The 16,622-nt window shown below is 53.7% G+C and carries 20 protein-coding genes; 13 read left to right on the plus strand and 7 right to left on the minus strand.

Annotated elements, in window-relative coordinates; genetic code table 11:
* The first annotated feature begins 111 nt into the window (after window positions 1-111).
* The gene (locus ACNT1W_RS06950) at window positions 112-597 is read left to right on the plus strand and encodes a DUF2501 domain-containing protein (RefSeq protein ID WP_012005435.1); all 486 of its coding nucleotides are present in this window, start codon (window positions 112-114) and stop codon (window positions 595-597) included.
* A gap of 59 nt (window positions 598-656) precedes the next feature.
* A complete protein-coding gene (locus tag ACNT1W_RS06955) occupies window positions 657-920 on the plus strand; it encodes a DUF333 domain-containing protein (RefSeq protein WP_012005436.1) in 264 nt (87 codons plus the stop codon).
* 9 nt (window positions 921-929) lie between these two features.
* On the opposite strand, the gene ACNT1W_RS06960 is transcribed toward ACNT1W_RS06955, so the two are convergent.
* The gene (locus ACNT1W_RS06960; protein WP_419246563.1) at window positions 930-1,547 is read right to left on the minus strand and encodes a hypothetical protein; all 618 of its coding nucleotides are present in this window, start codon (window positions 1,545-1,547) and stop codon (window positions 930-932) included.
* A 252-nt stretch (window positions 1,548-1,799) separates the two neighbouring features.
* Between ACNT1W_RS06960 and ACNT1W_RS06965 the strand changes: the two genes are divergently transcribed.
* Together ACNT1W_RS06965 and ACNT1W_RS06970 are read left to right on the plus strand one after the other, a co-directional pair.
* Window positions 1,800-2,582, plus strand: coding sequence for a DeoR/GlpR family DNA-binding transcription regulator (locus ACNT1W_RS06965; RefSeq protein WP_041418476.1), 783 nt, complete (start codon window positions 1,800-1,802; stop codon window positions 2,580-2,582).
* Between the two features lies 1 nt (window position 2,583).
* Window positions 2,584-2,967 (plus strand): VOC family protein, encoded by a 384-nt coding sequence (locus ACNT1W_RS06970; RefSeq protein WP_419246564.1) that lies wholly within the window; start codon window positions 2,584-2,586, stop codon window positions 2,965-2,967.
* On the opposite strand, the gene ACNT1W_RS06975 is transcribed toward ACNT1W_RS06970, so the two are convergent.
* On the minus strand, window positions 2,968-3,876 hold the full coding sequence (locus ACNT1W_RS06975; RefSeq protein WP_012005440.1) for a LysR family transcriptional regulator: 909 nt from the start codon (window positions 3,874-3,876) through the stop codon (window positions 2,968-2,970).
* A gap of 126 nt (window positions 3,877-4,002) precedes the next feature.
* On the opposite strand from ACNT1W_RS06975, the gene ACNT1W_RS06980 reads away from it, so the two are divergent.
* The 6 genes from ACNT1W_RS06980 to ACNT1W_RS07005 all read left to right on the plus strand — a co-directional run bounded on the left by ACNT1W_RS06980 (window position 4,003) and on the right by ACNT1W_RS07005 (window position 8,676).
* Window positions 4,003-4,884, plus strand: coding sequence for a pirin family protein (locus ACNT1W_RS06980; RefSeq protein WP_012005441.1), 882 nt, complete (start codon window positions 4,003-4,005; stop codon window positions 4,882-4,884).
* Between the two features lie 139 nt (window positions 4,885-5,023).
* On the plus strand, window positions 5,024-5,650 hold the full coding sequence (ycaC, locus tag ACNT1W_RS06985; protein ID WP_012005442.1) for an isochorismate family cysteine hydrolase YcaC: 627 nt from the start codon (window positions 5,024-5,026) through the stop codon (window positions 5,648-5,650).
* Window positions 5,651-6,101: 451 nt separating this feature from the next.
* On the plus strand, window positions 6,102-7,271 hold the full coding sequence (locus tag ACNT1W_RS06990) for a type I restriction endonuclease (RefSeq protein ID WP_017891766.1): 1,170 nt from the start codon (window positions 6,102-6,104) through the stop codon (window positions 7,269-7,271).
* Between the two features lie 212 nt (window positions 7,272-7,483).
* On the plus strand, window positions 7,484-7,816 hold the full coding sequence (locus ACNT1W_RS06995; RefSeq protein WP_112363361.1) for a hypothetical protein: 333 nt from the start codon (window positions 7,484-7,486) through the stop codon (window positions 7,814-7,816).
* A gap of 63 nt (window positions 7,817-7,879) precedes the next feature.
* Complete coding sequence (locus ACNT1W_RS07000; RefSeq protein WP_261131066.1) at window positions 7,880-8,323, plus strand: thiol-disulfide oxidoreductase DCC family protein; 444 nt, start codon at window positions 7,880-7,882, stop codon at window positions 8,321-8,323.
* A 95-nt stretch (window positions 8,324-8,418) separates the two neighbouring features.
* Entirely contained in the window at window positions 8,419-8,676 is a 258-nt protein-coding gene (locus ACNT1W_RS07005) for a hypothetical protein (RefSeq protein ID WP_012005445.1), read from the plus strand.
* On the opposite strand, the gene ACNT1W_RS07010 is transcribed toward ACNT1W_RS07005, so the two are convergent.
* The 3 genes from ACNT1W_RS07010 to ACNT1W_RS07020 all read right to left on the minus strand — a co-directional run bounded on the left by ACNT1W_RS07010 (window position 8,670) and on the right by ACNT1W_RS07020 (window position 10,986).
* Complete coding sequence (locus tag ACNT1W_RS07010) at window positions 8,670-9,221, minus strand: GNAT family N-acetyltransferase (protein ID WP_419246565.1); 552 nt, start codon at window positions 9,219-9,221, stop codon at window positions 8,670-8,672. The two genes, ACNT1W_RS07005 and ACNT1W_RS07010, sit on opposite strands and share 7 nt — an antisense overlap.
* Window positions 9,222-9,321: 100 nt before the next feature.
* A complete protein-coding gene (locus ACNT1W_RS07015) occupies window positions 9,322-10,074 on the minus strand; it encodes a DUF2076 domain-containing protein (protein WP_012005447.1) in 753 nt (250 codons plus the stop codon).
* Window positions 10,075-10,200: 126 nt separating this feature from the next.
* The gene (locus tag ACNT1W_RS07020; protein ID WP_041418477.1) at window positions 10,201-10,986 is read right to left on the minus strand and encodes a helix-turn-helix transcriptional regulator; all 786 of its coding nucleotides are present in this window, start codon (window positions 10,984-10,986) and stop codon (window positions 10,201-10,203) included.
* Window positions 10,987-11,103: 117 nt separating this feature from the next.
* On the opposite strand from ACNT1W_RS07020, the gene ACNT1W_RS07025 reads away from it, so the two are divergent.
* Complete coding sequence (locus tag ACNT1W_RS07025) at window positions 11,104-11,874, plus strand: class I SAM-dependent methyltransferase (RefSeq protein WP_017891772.1); 771 nt, start codon at window positions 11,104-11,106, stop codon at window positions 11,872-11,874.
* Between the two features lie 99 nt (window positions 11,875-11,973).
* Here the strand turns inward: ACNT1W_RS07025 and aqpZ are convergent, their stop codons facing one another.
* Window positions 11,974-12,669 carry an aquaporin Z gene (gene aqpZ / locus ACNT1W_RS07030; RefSeq protein WP_012005450.1) on the minus strand — a complete coding sequence of 232 codons (696 nt, stop codon included), beginning with the start codon at window positions 12,667-12,669 and terminating at the stop codon, window positions 11,974-11,976.
* A gap of 449 nt (window positions 12,670-13,118) precedes the next feature.
* Here aqpZ and ACNT1W_RS07035 point away from each other — a divergent pair, with 449 nt between their 5' ends.
* Complete coding sequence (locus tag ACNT1W_RS07035; protein WP_419246566.1) at window positions 13,119-14,483, plus strand: esterase-like activity of phytase family protein; 1,365 nt, start codon at window positions 13,119-13,121, stop codon at window positions 14,481-14,483.
* Window positions 14,484-14,743: 260 nt separating this feature from the next.
* Here the strand turns inward: ACNT1W_RS07035 and ACNT1W_RS07040 are convergent, their stop codons facing one another.
* Complete coding sequence (locus ACNT1W_RS07040; protein ID WP_419246567.1) at window positions 14,744-15,925, minus strand: low temperature requirement protein A; 1,182 nt, start codon at window positions 15,923-15,925, stop codon at window positions 14,744-14,746.
* Window positions 15,926-16,234: 309 nt separating this feature from the next.
* Between ACNT1W_RS07040 and ACNT1W_RS07045 the strand changes: the two genes are divergently transcribed.
* On the plus strand, window positions 16,235-16,519 hold the full coding sequence (locus ACNT1W_RS07045; protein WP_012005453.1) for a DUF1471 domain-containing protein: 285 nt from the start codon (window positions 16,235-16,237) through the stop codon (window positions 16,517-16,519).
* Window positions 16,520-16,622 lie beyond the last annotated feature (103 nt).

Consider the following 16,622-nt stretch of genomic DNA (forward strand, 5'->3'; position numbering starts at 1 on the left):
TGTGACCCAGCGCATTGCGCTTATTGCACCGGATAGGCCCGCCTGATTTCCCCCGCCGTACAGGGCAATGGAAGCAGGCAGGAATGGCGAGATAACAGGAGTTTTACCCTAATGAACACCAAGCAACGTTTACTGTTGGCACTGACATTGACCACCGCTATGACCTGTGGCGCGGCTCAGGCTGCCGGACTGATGGATTCTCTCAGCAGCGCCGCCGGTGAACTGAGCAAGTCAGGCGGCAGCACTGGCGGCACGTCACTGTCTTCACTAACCGGCCTGTTGAACGGCGGTGATAAAGCGCTGAGTTCCAACAGCATGACCAATGCCGCCGGCATCCTGCAGTACTGTGTGAAAAACAACGTACTGTCAGGCAACAGCACTGAAGCGGTACAGGACAAGTTGTTGAGCAAGCTGGGTATCAGCAGCCCTGAGAACGCCAAGAGCCAGGACTACCAGCAAGGGTTGGGCGGTCTGCTGCAAACCGGCGAAGGCAAGAGCCTGGATCTGAACAGCCTGGGCACCTCGCAAATTACCGAAAAAGTGAAGCAAAAGGCCTGCGATCTGGTACTGAAGCAGGGCGCATCCTTTATTTCCTGATAGCGTAAACGGCGGCTAACAACAGTTACCGCCGTTTTAATTTGTATAAGCATGAAAACATGAAAAAAATTCTGATGATCTCGCTGTTCGCAGGGATGGCGATGCTACAGGGCTGCACCATGAACTCCAACGATGCGCCACCCCCACCTAAAATGAAACCGATCGGCATGGCCAATCCGGCAGACGTTTATTGCACCGAGATTGGCGGCAAATTGAATGCCAAACAAAATGCCAACGGCCAGTATTCCACCTGTACCCTGCCTGATGGCCAGGAAATTGAAAGCTGGGAACTGTTTCGCCGCGATCACCCGGTGAAGAAATAAGCGCTCGGGTTAAAACTCACGATCGCTGATCGGCTGTAGCCGCACGCTGCCGTCCGTTTGCGGGGTTAGCGGCAGCCGCCAATTCTGCTGGCTGTTGAGGGTGAAAGGCCGGGAGCGGAAGTTACAGCCGCTTTTGATATTTCTGACCTTCAGGACATATTCGCCGGCCGGATTGGTTTTGAGATGGAAACTGCCGGCCGCGGGAATAAACACTTCGGCCAGCTGTTGCGGCTGGCCGGGCGTTTCCAGTTTGACCAACACCGGAAAATCGTTGTTTTGATTGTCCAGCGTCAGTTGCTGCAGGCGCCCGTTGGCCTGGTGTTCCGCCTGGTGCAGGAAACCGGCTGAGGTTGGCCAGGGTTGTCCTGCATTGTCATGCAGGGGGCCACCGCACTGTTCGCGTGCCTCGCGCAGCGGCATTTCACGCTGAATAGCCCGGTTGTAATCAGTGGGGATGACCGAGACAAACTCATCGTCATTTTGATGAGCACGCAGATAGCGCTTGGCGCTGAACACCCCAACGGCGATCAGCATAAAGAAGATAAAAATCGTCAGGCGACTCCTGAAAACTCCCCCAAACAGCCTGCCCGGCAATTGAAACAGCCACTTCACCACTTTTGACAGCATCTTTTTCCCTTAGCGCCCAAGCCGTTACGTTCTGCGGTAACGTTGCTTGCCTCAGTATAGTCAAATCATTCGGGCTGAGGAGATCGTCTGATGAAATTCCCGTGTTTACCCGATCCCTTCTTCCAGCAACAGCAGCAGTAAATGCCCACCACGACGGCAACCACAAAACCGCCAGCCTCGTTTTCGAATTATTTGTACGTTTATGCACATTTGTGTACATTCATGATCACTTATTCGCCTCCGAGAGACAGAATGTCCAAACTGCTCCCCAACCAACGCCATGAAGCGATCCTGACCCTGCTACAGCAACAGGGGCAGGTGCTGGCGGTCGAAATGGCCGAGCGCCTGAACACCACCGAGGCCACCATTCGGCGCGACCTGCGCCAGTTGGCGGCTCAGAACCTGTGTAAGCGCATTTACGGCGGCGCACTGGCACCGACACCGGCAACCGGGCCGATCGAGGCACGACTGCATTTGAGCGGTGATGAGAAGCAGGCTCTGGCGTTGGCCGCACTGGCGTTGATCAAGCAGGATCAGGTGATTTTCCTCGATGCCGGCAGCACCCACCTTTACCTGGCCGATCTGTTGCCATCTGACCAAGGGCTGACAGTGGTGACCAATTCGCTGAGTATCGCCGCTAAAATGCTGGAAAGGCCGGGGATCCGCACTATTTTAATCGGCGGTGAGCTCGATGCCGACATCGGTGGTTGCGTGGACGCTAAAGCGGTGCAGGAAATTGACGGTTTTTATTTCGACATCGCCTTTACCGGCATCTGCGCCTATGAGCCGGGCAGCGGTTTTTCGGCGCTGAATTATCAGGATGCCCAGTTCAAGAAACGCTTGCTGACGCGTTCCGGTAACGTGGCGGTGCTCTGTACCGGCGACAAACTTAATACCTATGCCCCTTACAGCTTCCTCGATGCCAGCCGCGTTGATTACCTGGTGACGCCTCCCGGCAGACACCCACAGCTCGAACAGCAGGTGACCCACAGCGGTGGCAAGGTGTTGTACAGCGATTCCCCTATTGGAGAGTGAAATGAAAATAGCCCATGTTGCCCTGTGGACCCGTGATATTGATGCGCAGGTGGCGTTCTGGCAGCGTTACTTCAACGGCGTGGCCGGAGAATTGTACGTCAGCAAGAACCGCCCGGGGTTTGTTTCCCGTTTTGTCAGCCTGGCTAGCGGCCCAACGCTGGAGATCATGAGTTTGCCGGAGTTGCTGCCGGCGGAGCAGGCCAAAGAACGAGTCGGTTGGGCGCATATTGCGCTGTCGGTCGGCGACGAGGGGTTGGTCGATCAACTGGCGCAGCGTGCGCAGCAGGAGGGGATCCTGCAAGCGCCGCCACGCTGGACCGGCGATGGTTTTTACGAAGCGATCATCCGCGATCCGGACGGTAACGCCATCGAAATCACCGGTTGATCACTCTTCTTCGATAGTCGCGAACTGCTGCGCCAGATAGTCGAGCAGCAGCCGTACCGCGGGCAATAGCCCACGGCGTGACGGGTAAACCGCATGCACCACGCCGCCCTGTGGCTGCCAGCCGGGTAACAGTTGCACCAGCTCGCCGCGCAACATGTCGTCGCGCATCATCATCGACGGCAGTTGCACAATACCGGCGCCGGCAATCGCCGCGGTACGCAACATCAGCATATCGTCGGTAACCAGTCGTGGCCTGTGTTCCCATTCCACTTTTTCGCCGTCCGGCCCGGTCAACTGCCACAAATGCTGTGCACGCGCAGGCCCGAGATCGAGCGTGGGATACTTATGCAGATCCTCCGGTCGTTGCACCGGGCCGAGGGTGCGCACCAGTGCCGGGCTGGCGGCGATACACCAGGTGCGCTGCGCCAGGATCTTCAGCACCAGATCGCTGTCTTCCAGCGGCGGTGGCCGCACGCGGATCGCCAGATCCAGCCCTTCCCCCACCACATCTACCCGGCGGTTGGTGGCGTCCAGGTGTACCGTGACTTTCGGATAATCGGCCATAAAGGCCGCCACCATGCTGCCGACACGGGTATGCAGGATCGCCACCGGGCAGGACATGCGCACCGTGCCGCAGGGTTCGGCGCGGGTTTGTTCGATCGCCTGCTGCGCCGCATCGGCCTCCACCAGCATCGCCTTGCAGTGTGCATAGTAGTTCTGGCCGACGTCGGTGACGGAGAAACGCCGCGTTGAGCGTTGGATCAGGCGCACGCCCAGACGTTCTTCCAGCAGTGCCACACGGCGGCTCAGTTTGGACTTGGGAATGCCCAGTGCACGGCTGGCAGGGGCGAATCCCTGGTGATCGACCACGGCGGCGAAGTAAAACAGATCGTTCAAATCAGTGAACATCGTCTGTCCTTATCGTTCCATTTATAGAACGCTGAGTGTACATCTTGCCTACTACTGCAGCAAATGGCGTTGGATTAAACTTCTGGCATCAACCTAAGGTCGTGAGACCTGAAACAGGAGTTCAAGATGAAAAAGATCCTCGGTATTTACAACAGCCCTGAAGCCCACTGGGTCGGCAACGGCTTCCTGGTGAATTCGCTGTTCTCCTATAACGATCTGGGGGCGGAAATGAGCCCGTTCCTGCTGTTGGATCACGCTGCACCAACCAAGTTCCGCTCTGCCTCCGGCACCCGTGGCGTTGGCCAGCACCCGCATCGCGGGTTTGAAACGGTGACCATCGTCTATCAGGGGGAAGTCGAGCATCGCGATTCCACCGGCAGCGGCGGGGTGATTGGCCCTGGTGACGTGCAGTGGATGACTGCCGCTTCGGGTATTTTGCATGAAGAGTTCCATTCACGGGACTTCTCGCGCAACGGCGGCACCATGGAAATGGTGCAGTTGTGGGTAAACCTGCCGGCCAAGGACAAAATGGCTGAGCCGGGTTACCAGACGCTGCTGAATGCGGATATCCCGGTGGTTCCACTGGCGGACGGCGCAGGGCAGGTTCGGGTGATTGCCGGTAGCTTCGGGGACGCAGCAGGCCCGGCACGCACCTTCAGCCCGCTTAATGTCTGGGACATGAAGCTGAACGCCGGCCACACCACCACGTTGACGGTGAAAGAAGGCCATACGCTGGCGCTGGTGATACTGCATGGTGCCATTCATGTTAACGGCGAGGAAGTGGTGCGCGAAACCCAAATGGTCAGGTTTGACCGTGCGGGGGATTCAGTCACTATCGAAGCCAATAACGATGTCAGCTTGCTGGTACTGAGCGGCGAGCCGATCGACGAGCCTATCGTCGGTTATGGCCCGTTCGTGATGAACAGCGACGCGGAAATCCAGCAGGCTTTCCAGGACTTCAACGGTGGTAAGTTCGGCAGCATGGCAGCTGAGCACCAGGCTGGTTAAGCGCTTATCCACACTTTAGAACCGATCCGGAAAAACAGCTCCGGATCCGGTTCTACACTTTAAGACAATCTCTGCGCTCTGGCCTTATCAGCCAAGGGCAACTTTAGCCGCAACAATCAAAACCCCACAGGAGTAAACCATGACTGCAAATTACAAACGCCTCGACAAGGATCAGGCCGCCGTATTGCTGGTGGATCATCAGGCAGGACTGCTTTCACTGGTACGAGATATCGATCCCGATCGTTTCAAAAACAACGTACTGGCATTGGGTGATTTAGCGAAGTATTTCAACCTGCCGACCATCCTGACCACCAGTTTTGAAGATGGCCCCAACGGCCCGCTGGTACCGGAGCTAAAAGCTCAATTCCCTGATGCACCCTTTATCCCTCGTCCTGGACAGATCAATGCCTGGGACAACGATGACTTCGTCAAGGCAGTGAAAGCCACCGGTCGTAAACAGTTGATTATCGCCGGGGTGGTTACCGAAGTGTGCGTGGCCTTCCCGGCGCTGTCAGCTCTCAGCGAAGGTTTTGAGGTGTTTGTGGTCACCGACGCTTCCGGTACCTTTAACGAACTGACTCGTCAATCGGCCTGGAGCCGGATGGAAGCCGAAGGCGCGCAGTTGATGACCTGGTTCGGCGTTGCCTGTGAGCTGCACCGTGACTGGCGTAACGATGTGGAAGGGCTGGGGGCGCTGTTTGCCAATCATATCCCTGATTACCGTAACCTGATGACTAGTTACAGCACGCTGACCAGCGGCAAGTAATTTCTCTGGAGCGCAGCTTCTGGCTGTGCTCCATTTTATTTGAATCAGACGGTGTTATATTGGTTGACTGAACAATTTTAGTAGATAAATCCATCTGTTATACCCATCTTCTTGCTGTTTACCTCGTTCTATCCCACCAGAGAAATACAAAACATATAAAAGCGAGATACTGAAATTTAATTGTGATTGCAATTATTTAATTCCTATAAGTTTTCTTCTGGTTATGAATGCTGACCGATTATTTTTGAACTATGTATTAATATTGAATTGATGCCTTTGATCAAAGCTTGCTTGTTCTGCTATATATTTAATGTTTAAGGTTAATATTATTTTTTTCAATAAATAAACTCAGCCAGTTGCTGATACGGTAACGTTGGTGAAATTAGTAAACCTTTCTGTAGGTATGACTTTAAGAAATGACCAATTTCTAACACAGCAAGAGGGATGTTTGATGAATGCATTCAGAGACAAGCTTAAAGCGCATGTACATCATGTCGCTGCGGTAGGCCAGCATTGCAACACGGAAGAAACAACAAAGCAGGCATTAATTTTACCATTATTGGAAATTCTTGGTTTTCATCCTTATGACCCCACTAAAGTAAAAGCAGAATATGGCGCTGATTTTCCAGGGGTTAAAGTGGGAGAGCGGGTTGATTATTCTCTTTTCTGTCATGCAGTACCTGTCATGTTTATTGAGGCGAAATCCTTCAGCCAAAACTTAACAAACCACAGCCCACAGCTATCACGTTACTTTAATGCCACCCCAGAAGTCACCGTATCAGCAATCACCAACGGCAAGGAATGGCGGTTCTTTACCGATCTAAAAGATAAAAATATTATGGATGATACGCCCTTCCTTAAGATAGATTTTAATGATTTGAATGACTCTGATATTGAACAGCTTTATAGGTTTAGGCACGATCAATTTCAGCCGGAAGCGTTGAGAACCTTGGCTGAAGAAAGCATTTATCTGACTTCATTTACCAAGACCATCAGTGCCAGCCTAAGAGATGTGGACGTGGATTTTGTCAGATATGTGGCGAATCGATCTAACGTCCAACGTCAACTTAACCAGCGTTTTCTTGAGACGATCACCCCTTTGGTGCGCCTGGCCGTGGAGAAAGCGGTTAGTGCAATGGTTGTTTCAGGGTTGTCTGTGACTTCTGAAAATAAAGCGCCGTCTGAAGAGTTTGGTGACGTTAAGAAAAGCAACGAAATCGATCCGCTAGCGCCGATTATTGACCCAGAAAACAGTAAGATAGTTACCACTTTTGCTGAGCGGGCTTTATTTGAAAATGTGGCAATGATCCTGGGTGAAAGTGCAGATTTAACAGCAAAAGATACGGAAAGTTATTTCAGTATTTTGGTTCAGGGGAAGACTACCCGATGGGTGCTACGCTATTTCGACAATAAGCAAAGACCTACCGTATTACTTCCTTTGGAAATCAATGAAGAGAGACATGCCGAAATTATCCGAGCGGGTTTAGAACTTGCGGCTGGAGGGCATATTATTATTGACCGACCTGAGAATATCTTGCGGCTAACAGGCCTGATTATCGACTCCTACCATTATTGTATTGATGATGAAAACTTCAGACAGAAGAAAAAAACGCAGTCGTAAAAATGGTTAGGCTGAATGCCTTCCATATTGTACAGCCGTGTGTTCTCAACAAAAATTTCTCCATGATCTTTACATAATCCTTAAGCTTTCATCACGTTAGCGGTGGTATGTAAGCAAAGATCATCGGGGGTGAAAAGGTCGTGAAAAGCGACTTTCTCATGGGCCGGGGGCGGAGTAGGTTAAATCCAATCCCGGCAAATGAGGTCAATAACATGAAAAATACCGTCAAATTACTGGCACTGCCTTTTCTGGCTGGCGTGACGCTGTTCAGCGTCAGTGCGCTTTCCGCTCCGGCTCCGGCCGATAAAAATGTCCCACCGCCTGAGCAAGGCTTCCGCTTGCCGCCATTCCCTGGCGGGCATATGCCCAAACCGGGTTTCTGCCACGGGGGCGAGCTATTTTGCGCGACTTCCGCCAGTGATAATCCAACTGAAACCATCAATAAGCTAACGTCGGTGATCCCGGCCGGCAGTGCCAAACATTATGAGGTGCGTATCTCTGTGGTGGCATTACCGGATAACCCTCCGGCCCCGCCTGCGCCTTAAACGGGCCTGCTGGCACTGAGGGGAAATGCGCGTTAGTCTGGTGGCAACCCCTCAGGAGGCAGGATGAATCGGCCAGGACTCCCCCCTTATCTGCAACCCGGTGATCGGGTGCTGTTATTCGATGGTGAATGTAATCTGTGCCACGGGCTGGTGCGATTTTTGATCCGTGCCGATCGGCAAGGCAAGATCCTGCTGGCCACGGTGCAATCCGAGGAGGGGCAGGCCATTCTGCGCTGGCTGGCGTTACCTACCGATCGTTTTGACTCCATTGTTTACCTGGCACAGGGCCAGCATTGGCTGCGCTCGGCGGCGTTCTTTCAGGCACTGCGGCAGCTTGGCTGGCCATTTCGCCTGCTGGCGTTGGCTCGCTTTCTGCCGCAACGGCTGGCGGATGCGTTATACAATGCGGTGGCGCGTAACCGCTATCGGCTGTTTGGTCGCAACGACGGCACCACCTTGCCTGGGCTTGAGCTGCCGGAGCGCTATCTGCATCGTCGTGGTGAATAAACCCGCTGAGCTTTACGCTTCTTTACCCTTTAATCGATTGAAATATCAGCGTTCCGGCCCCATATAATGGAACGTTCAGCCAATCGGGAGAGAGTATGGGAATCAGTGAAGAAGAGCACATCCGCCGTTTAAGTCAGGAAAAAAATACGATGGGGAATACGGCGAAATGGGTAGCAATTGTTTCTGCCATTTACTTTGCCCTGATGGTGTTTTACGGCCATCCGATCGGCGTGCTGACCATGTCCGGGCTGATTTTTATCGTATCCACCACCACCTGGCTGAAGAAACGCCAGAAGGTGAAGTCCTACCGCCGGGAACTGGCGAAAATCAACGACGAACCTCCGGTTCAGTAGCCCTGATAGTCCCTGCGCGTGATGCTGTAGACCAGGCTGGGCGTATCGCCGGGCACGTCATCGAGGGTATCAACACGATGTAAACCTGCTTTTTCCAGCACGCGGCACGAGGCCAGATTTTTTTCACGAACAATCGCGGAAATTTCTGCCAGCCGTAGCTGTTCGAAACCATATTCCAGCGCGGCTTGTGCCAGTTCCGTAGCCAATCCTCGGCCCCAAACCTGTGTGTCAAAACGATAGCCCAGATTCACCGTACGTTGGGCCCCCAGCGGCCGCCAGGAAATCCCGCCAAATCCAATAATCCACTCCGGCCGTTCATGCAGCGCAATCGCCCAGGAACCATAGCCGTGCTGCCGCCAGCTTTCGATCCGCTCCGACAGCGCCTGCTGTGCCAACTGCTCATTGGCGACAGGCCCGGCGGGGTTAAAGCGTTGCGTTTCCGGATCGCCAAAAATAGCGTAAAAGCGGGCAACATCGTCGGCTACCGGCGGACGCATCAGCATGCGGGCGCTAACAAAAGGGGGAGTAGAGGGAATTTGCGGCATGGTTTCTCGTCACTTGCGGTCATTGGCAAGGGTTAACTGTAGACCAGGATGCGGGGAACAAGAAACATTAAGCCCCTCCCCAGGCGGAGAGGGGGCGGCATCAGATAAACGAATCGTCGTCGCTGTAGTCGTCATCAGAGAAGTCGGTGTTATCGTCGTTTTGATAATCCGCGTTCTGGAAGCCGTTGTCCTGATTGAGGAAGCGACTATCGCCACCGTTGAAGGTGTCGAGGTTGTTGGAGGCGTCGAAATTGCTCATCGCGCTGTCATCCACCGGCGTTGCCGGGGTCTCATCGATAATGTTTACAATCTCTTGCGGTTGCGAGTGACGGAACATGCCGGTCAGCATATCGGCCAATACCACCCCGCCTGCCACGCCGGCAGCGGTCTGCAATGCCCCACCAAGGAACCCACCGGCGCGTGAAGGTGCTGCCTGTTGTGGCTGGCTGTAAGCCGGTTGCTGCTGTTGCTGAGCATAGCCCGGCTGTGTCTGATTGTTCCACGCCGCATTATTTTGCTGTTGTGCCTGATACTGCTCGCGCGGGCTTGGCGTGCTGCGGTTACCGCCGCCGAACAGCCCGGCCAGAAAACCGCCGCTGCTTGGCTGGCTGGCGTTATTTTGCTGCTGTTGGGCAAGTTGGCCCTCCAGATCTTTCACCCGCTGATCCAACTGTTTGAGCGCCGCTTCCTGAATGATCATCGCCTGCGCCATGTAATAGGGCGCGGAAGGCTGTTCACGGATGTGCTGGTTGATTTGCTGCTCTGCCTGGAGATCCCTCTGGCCCGTCTTGGTCTCGGCTTCTTTCAAGCGGCCAAACAGACCATCGATAAGACGTTGTTCTTCGGATTGCATAGGATTACCTCAAGGAGATGAATAACGTTACTGGATGATGGATATCATCGGTAGCTATCACCCTAGCGCGTTTATATGAACCAATAAATAAATGGCAGGTAAACCTGTTTATGAATTTGTTACCAGTTACGGCAGAGGGATCAGCATCACCAGCTTCAACCCGCTATTTTCCGCCGGGTTAAACGTCAGTTGCCGATAGCGCAATGCCCCCTGTTGCAAGTGGGTAAACGCACGCTCGCCTCCTTCTCGTGCCAGCACGTCCTGCTGTTTCCACCAGTGATTAAAGGCCTCACTGTTGTGCGTCATGTTACGCACGAAAGCACGCATTTCTTCCGTGTTCTGATGGTGACTGGTTTCGGCCCGAAACTCGGCGACCACGCGTCGCGCGCGGTCATCCCAGTCGCTGACCAGGGTTTTGGCCAACGGATGGAAGAACATAAAGTGCAACAGGTTGGGGGTAGCGGCCTGGCCCAGCCAACCGCTGAACAGGCTTTCCGCCTGCGGGTTCCAGGCAACGACATTCCAGGTGATATCCAGCAGGTAGCAAGGCCCCGTTACCTGGTGAACGCTTTGCAACACGGCGCTATTCGCCGTTTCCTGATGCTGCTCCTGTTCGGGATCGGCTACCCGAGCCAGGGTAAACAGGTAGTGACGTTCGGCTGCTCCCAACCGTAGCGCTTTGGCAATGCGTGCCAGCGTATGGGGGGATATGGAAACTTCGCGCCCCTGCTCGATCCAGGTATACCAGGTGGCGCTGATACCGCTGATTTGTGCCAGCTCTTCACGGCGCAGGCCGCTGGTGCGACGGCGTGGGGCGCTGGGTAAACCCAACATTTCCGGTGTGATGCGTTCCCGGTGCGCACGCAGGAAGGCCCCCAGGGCTTTAGGGCCGGATAAGGCTTCTGATTGCATAGACTGGTACCTCCTGATACTAGGATAACTGCTTATATTGTACCCGTATAATAAGCCAATTATAGTCATTGAAAGCCATCCGGCACAGGCGCAAGCCATACAATAAAGGGAGCACCTATGAGCATCAGCAATAGCCATAAAAATGCGGTCGACCGCCAGTTTGGTGAGCAGGCCAGCGCCTACCTGACCAGTGCAGTGCATGCACAGGGAAAGGATTTACAGCGGCTGGCACGACTGCTGGAACCCCATGCCAACGCCAAATTACTGGATCTGGGTTGTGGCGCAGGGCATGCCAGCTTTACTGCTGCGGCTAAAGTGGCGCAGGTGGTGGCCTATGATTTATCGGCGCAGATGTTGGATGTGGTAAGCCAGGCGGCGCAGGATAAAGGTTTCAACAACATTCAGGTGCAGCAGGGCGTGGCAGAATCGCTGCCGTTTGACGATGCCAGTTTTGATGTGGTGATCAGCCGTTACTCGGCGCACCACTGGCATGACGTCGGCCAGGCGCTGCGCGAGGTTCGCCGGGTATTGAAACCGGGCGGCAGGGCCATCTTTATGGATGTGGTTGCACCGGGGCATCCGCTGTTGGATATCTATCTGCAAACCGTAGAGGTACTGCGTGATACTTCACATGTGCGCAATTACGCACCAGGTGAATGGCTGAGTCTGCTGACAGAGTCTGGATTGTTGGTTCGGGAGGTGACGTCGGATCGGCTTTATCTGGAGTTCAGCAGTTGGGTGGAGCGCATGCGTACGCCAGAGCATTTCGTCACTGCGATTCGCGCGTTGCAACAGGGGCTCTCTGAAGATGTGCTGCAGCATTTTGCCATCGAGCCGGACGGTTCATTCACCAGCGACATTATGATGTTTGAAGTCGTTAGAGGTTAAATAATTCAGGGCAGCCGATATACCCTTCATTTTCCCGATGGCAATCGGAAACACGCGGGATATAGCGGCTGCCCTGACAGAATATTGCCAGGTAAGAAATTACTTTTTGTCTTCCAGCAGGCAGCGATAAATCAGGCCGCCGATAACACCGCCCACTAATGGCACCAGCCAGAATACCCATAGTTGTTGCAATGCCCAGGTTCCCTGGAATATTGCTACGCCGGTACTACGCGCCGGGTTAACGGAAGTATTGGTAACCGGAATACTGATCAGGTGAATCAGGGTTAACGTCAAACCAATGGCCAATGGAGCAAAGCCCGCAGGCGCACGTTTATCTGTGACACCATGAATAACGATCAGGAAGAATGCGGTCAGGACCAATTCGATTACGATTGCGGACTGCAGAGAATAGCCGCCCGGTGAGTGTTCACCGTAACCGTTGGAGGCAAAGCCGCCGCCGGTAGCGTCAAAACCTGCCTTGCCGCTGGCGATCAAATACAACACCGCCGCTGCAGCAATCCCGCCAATAACCTGAGCAATCACATAGGGGATCACGTCTTTAGCGGCGAAACGGCCGCCGGCAAACAATCCTACGGTAATCGCCGGGTTAAAGTGCCCGCCAGAAATATGGCCAACGGCATAAGCCATGGTGACCACGGTCAAACCAAAAGCGAGCGCGACACCAAGAAAACCAATACCCAGCTGTGGAAATGCCGCTGCTAATACTGCGCTACCACAACCACCGAACACCAACCAAAATGTGCCAAAAAATTCGGCAAAAAGTCGCTTTGACATAGACTCCATCCTACGGAAAATACTAACGGGCGTTAGCACTAAAAACTATAGAACACCTTTTTCAATTAATGCAGGTTTCTATCAGGATTATTCTTAATGAACCTTGAATAACGACAGATATTAAATCCCTGCTAATTAACTTTGTCTATGCGAATGCGGCTATATATGTGGCTTTGCAGTGCGTTTGCTGATTTTTTTATCGCTGTTATAAGAATTTACCCTAAGCTTAAGCGGTATAGGTATTTCTGGCGGAAAATAGCCATGGCTATTTTCGATTTCTCATATGATTTTTCCATTGGGTTTATCAGGGTTAATTGTTAATTCCTATTTGCTATATTTAATTTTCACGAAAATTCAGGGCATTAGGTCTGTCTTGTCATCAAATCGTCATGCAGGACTAATACCTTAGCAAGCTGCCAACTTCATCCCCTTAACTCTGAGCCATAACCATGAAAATAAAATCGGTTTCGCTGTTAATCAGTTCGTTGTTCCCTCTGTTTTCTTATGCCGCCACCGACGTTGAGGTGGCGCGCTACGTGGTCAGCTTCCCCGGCGGCGAGCATGTGAGCTATCAAGGCGCGTTCGCCAGGAATTTCCCACAGGGGTTGCCTGTAGGCATTGGTTCGGGGCTGGTATTCAATGGCCGTGAAGGCCAGGATCTGCTGTTGACCACCCTGACCGATCGCGGCCCCAATGCCGATGCACCTGCGGTGGGTGAACAGGAAGCGAAAATTTTCGCCAATCCGGAGTTTGTTCCGTTGTTGATGGATATTCGCGTCGGCGGCGGCAAGGCCGTTGCAGGCAATTCACGCCCGCTGCATGACCAGCAAGGGCCGATCAGCGGGTTGCCGCTGCCGGCGGGCCTGATTGGTTCAACCAACGAAGTGGCGCTGAGCGATACGCTGAAAACCTTGCAGAGCGACCGGCGCGGGCTGGATACCGAAGGTATCACTGCGGACGGCAAGGGCGGTTACTGGTTGTGTGACGAATACGGTCCGTTCCTGATCCATATCGACAGCCAGGGCAAAATCCTTGCCAAATACGGCCCAACGCCGGAACAGGGCGAGCAGGCGGTGGCCGGTGGGTTGCCGAATATCATCAAGTGGCGCCAGCCGAATCGCGGCTTTGAGGGCATTACCCGGATGCCGGACGGACGGATTTTAGCGGCGGTACAGAGCACGCTCGACGTTGAGGGTAAAAGCAAGAACAAGGCGCAGTTCACCCGCCTGGTCAGTTTTGATCCCGCCAGCGGTAAAACGGTGATGTACGGCTATCCGATCGATATCGACAGCTATAAAAAGGCTAAAGACGCCAAGGTCGGCGACATTGTGGCGGTCGATAATCAGCACATCCTGTTGGTTGAGCAGGGCAGCGACAAAGACAAGCAGATGATCAACAAGATCTACCTGGTTGATCTCAGCCAGGCAACCGACCTGACGAAATTTGACGGCAAGGGCAAGGCGTTGGAATTTGACGATGCGAAAGATCTCGCCAAACGTGGCGTGAAATTGGCCCAGAAGCGTGAAGTGGTGGATCTGCGCAAATTGGGCTGGCAGCAGGAGAAAGTGGAAGGTTTGTCGTTGATTGACGATCGCACGTTGGCGGTGATTAACGACAACGATTTTGGTCTGCAGGCCAAGCTGGTAGACGCGCAACCGGAGGGGAAGAAAATCGGCGATTATCAGTTGGATCAACAGGGCAAGCTGAGCCTGGACGGCAAAACCGTCTCAACCAGTATCGAATTGCAGCCGCTGGAAAAACCGGAGTCGCTCAGCGAACTCTGGGTCTTGACGTTGCCGCAATCGCTGAAGTAAGCATCACGGCCGGGGGCGAGGCCCCCGGTCAGACTACTGACAAAGCCCGTTATTAGGGAGAGCGTGCCGAAGGGGTCGTAGCGGCTTTAGCTGCCGACCAATTTGCCGGGAGCAAATTGGAACGACTTCCAGTCGGCCCGAAGGGTGGGACACATGGACGTGTCCCATAATGGCCCCTCGGTGCGTTAGGCCCGGGTATCTCGGATTCAAAGACAACTTTGCCATCAAACTCACAGGGGCATGGCCCCCTGCTTCTTTCCTTATATGCCAGCGTCGCGGTTAGCCTGTGACGCTTTGCCACGCGAGATGCTTTCCCATACCGCCACGGCCACCATAATCAGCGTGGTCAGGCCGTTCACCATCAATAAATCGGTGAGATAGGCAATCGGTGCCAGCACCGCCAGCGCGATCAGCCCCAGTAAGTGCGACAGCGGGAAACGGCGATACACCAGTCTCTTGTACAGCGCATTGGCGAGCAGATAAATTGCCGGGCCCAGCAGTAGCACCGCTGCCGTCACGTTATTGATGTGGCCGTCAGGGTGGGCGATCACCAGTTCATTGGCGACGGCGCAGACGATGATCGCGCCCACCAGTACCACATGGACATAATGGAAATAGGCACCCAACTGGCCAGGGTTTTCTGCCTGACTGATGGCATGGCTGCCGGCTTTGCTGCTGGTATCGAAATAAACCCACCACATCGCCAGACTGCCGAGAAAGGCCACCAGTGACGCAATCAGCACCGGCGCTGTCCAGGACTCCATTTCGCTGAGGGTGGAACCGGTGATCAGAATGGTTTCCCCCAGTGCCACAATGACAAACAGTTGGCAGCGCTCTGCCAGGTGATGGCCTTCAATCGTCCATTCGCTGCTGCTGTCGGAACGGCCAAGCACCGGTAAGCGGAAACCGAACATCGGCGAAACGTATTCACACAGGACCGCCACGGCCCACAGCAGCAGTCGATGGTTGCCCTCCGCCAGGCCACCGAGGATCCAGAAAATCGCCGAAATGCACATCCAGCCGAGAATGCGCTGGAAGTTTTGTTTTAGCGGATGGTGGGCCGGTAACAGATTCAGGACTACCAGTGAACGGCCAACCTGGATTGCCACGTAAAATAGTGCGAACGTCAGTCCTCGTTCACCAAATGCCTGCGGCAGCGCGGATGAGGCGAACAACCCCAACAGCATGATGGCGAACAGCAGGATGCGAATCGGGCGAGTATCCGGGTTAAACCAGTTAGTGACCCAGGCCGTGTATTGCCACGCCAACCAGACGGCGAACCATAACAACAGGGTTTCCAGCGCACCGGTTAACGTCAGATGATGCAGCAGATAGTGGGAAAGTTGGGTAACGGCAAAAACGTAGATCAGATCGAACAACAGTTCCGAGAACGAAACCGAGGCGCCATGGCCATCGCGTACACGTAGTAAGGTTTGTGACATAGAGAGTCCTTCCAAAATGGTAACCTTCAGCAATAGCGTAGTTCAGCCACCTGCGGGTGGGAGAGAAATCTTAAAAGTGAGGTTTTTATCTTTTGATTGACCAAACGGACTTTTAATTGTCATCTGCCGGGAGTAGAGTCGCTGTGTAGACCGCTATTATTCCCTGTAAGACATATCTGCACTCACCTTCTCCTTATTTTCGTCACAATGATTGATGTTCTTTACATTGGATTACGTCCATTTTCACTGCCTGGCGGATAATTAACTCCACTGATACGACGAAATAAACAAAAACACCTGGAGTTAATCATGAAACTATTACCTGGCATCGCAGCAGTTCTGTTGGCAGCCGCTTCGTTTTCTTCCTTTGCAGCGCCGCTGTCATCGGTAAAACAGGTCAACACTGAACAAGCCAGTGGCCTGCAGAGCCTTGGCGTAGTATCGGTTTCCGGTGTCAGTGGTTCACCGGCTGATGCGGTTCACGCGCTGAAAGAAAAAGCTCAGGCGGATGGCGCCAGCCATCTGCGTATTATTGGGCTGGACACCCCGGGGGACTCCAGCAACTGGCGTGGTAATGCGGAAATCTATCGGTAATTATCAGGCAGTAAATTAAAATCGGTCACTTAAATAAGTGGCCGATAAAATAAACGGTTGTGGATAATAATCTGACCGGAAAGGCCATTATTGGCTAACCCGA

Origin of the sequence: Serratia sp. NFX21, assembly GCF_048517035.1 — a bacterium.
Taxonomy (GTDB): Bacteria; Pseudomonadota; Gammaproteobacteria; order Enterobacterales; family Enterobacteriaceae; genus Serratia; species Serratia quinivorans.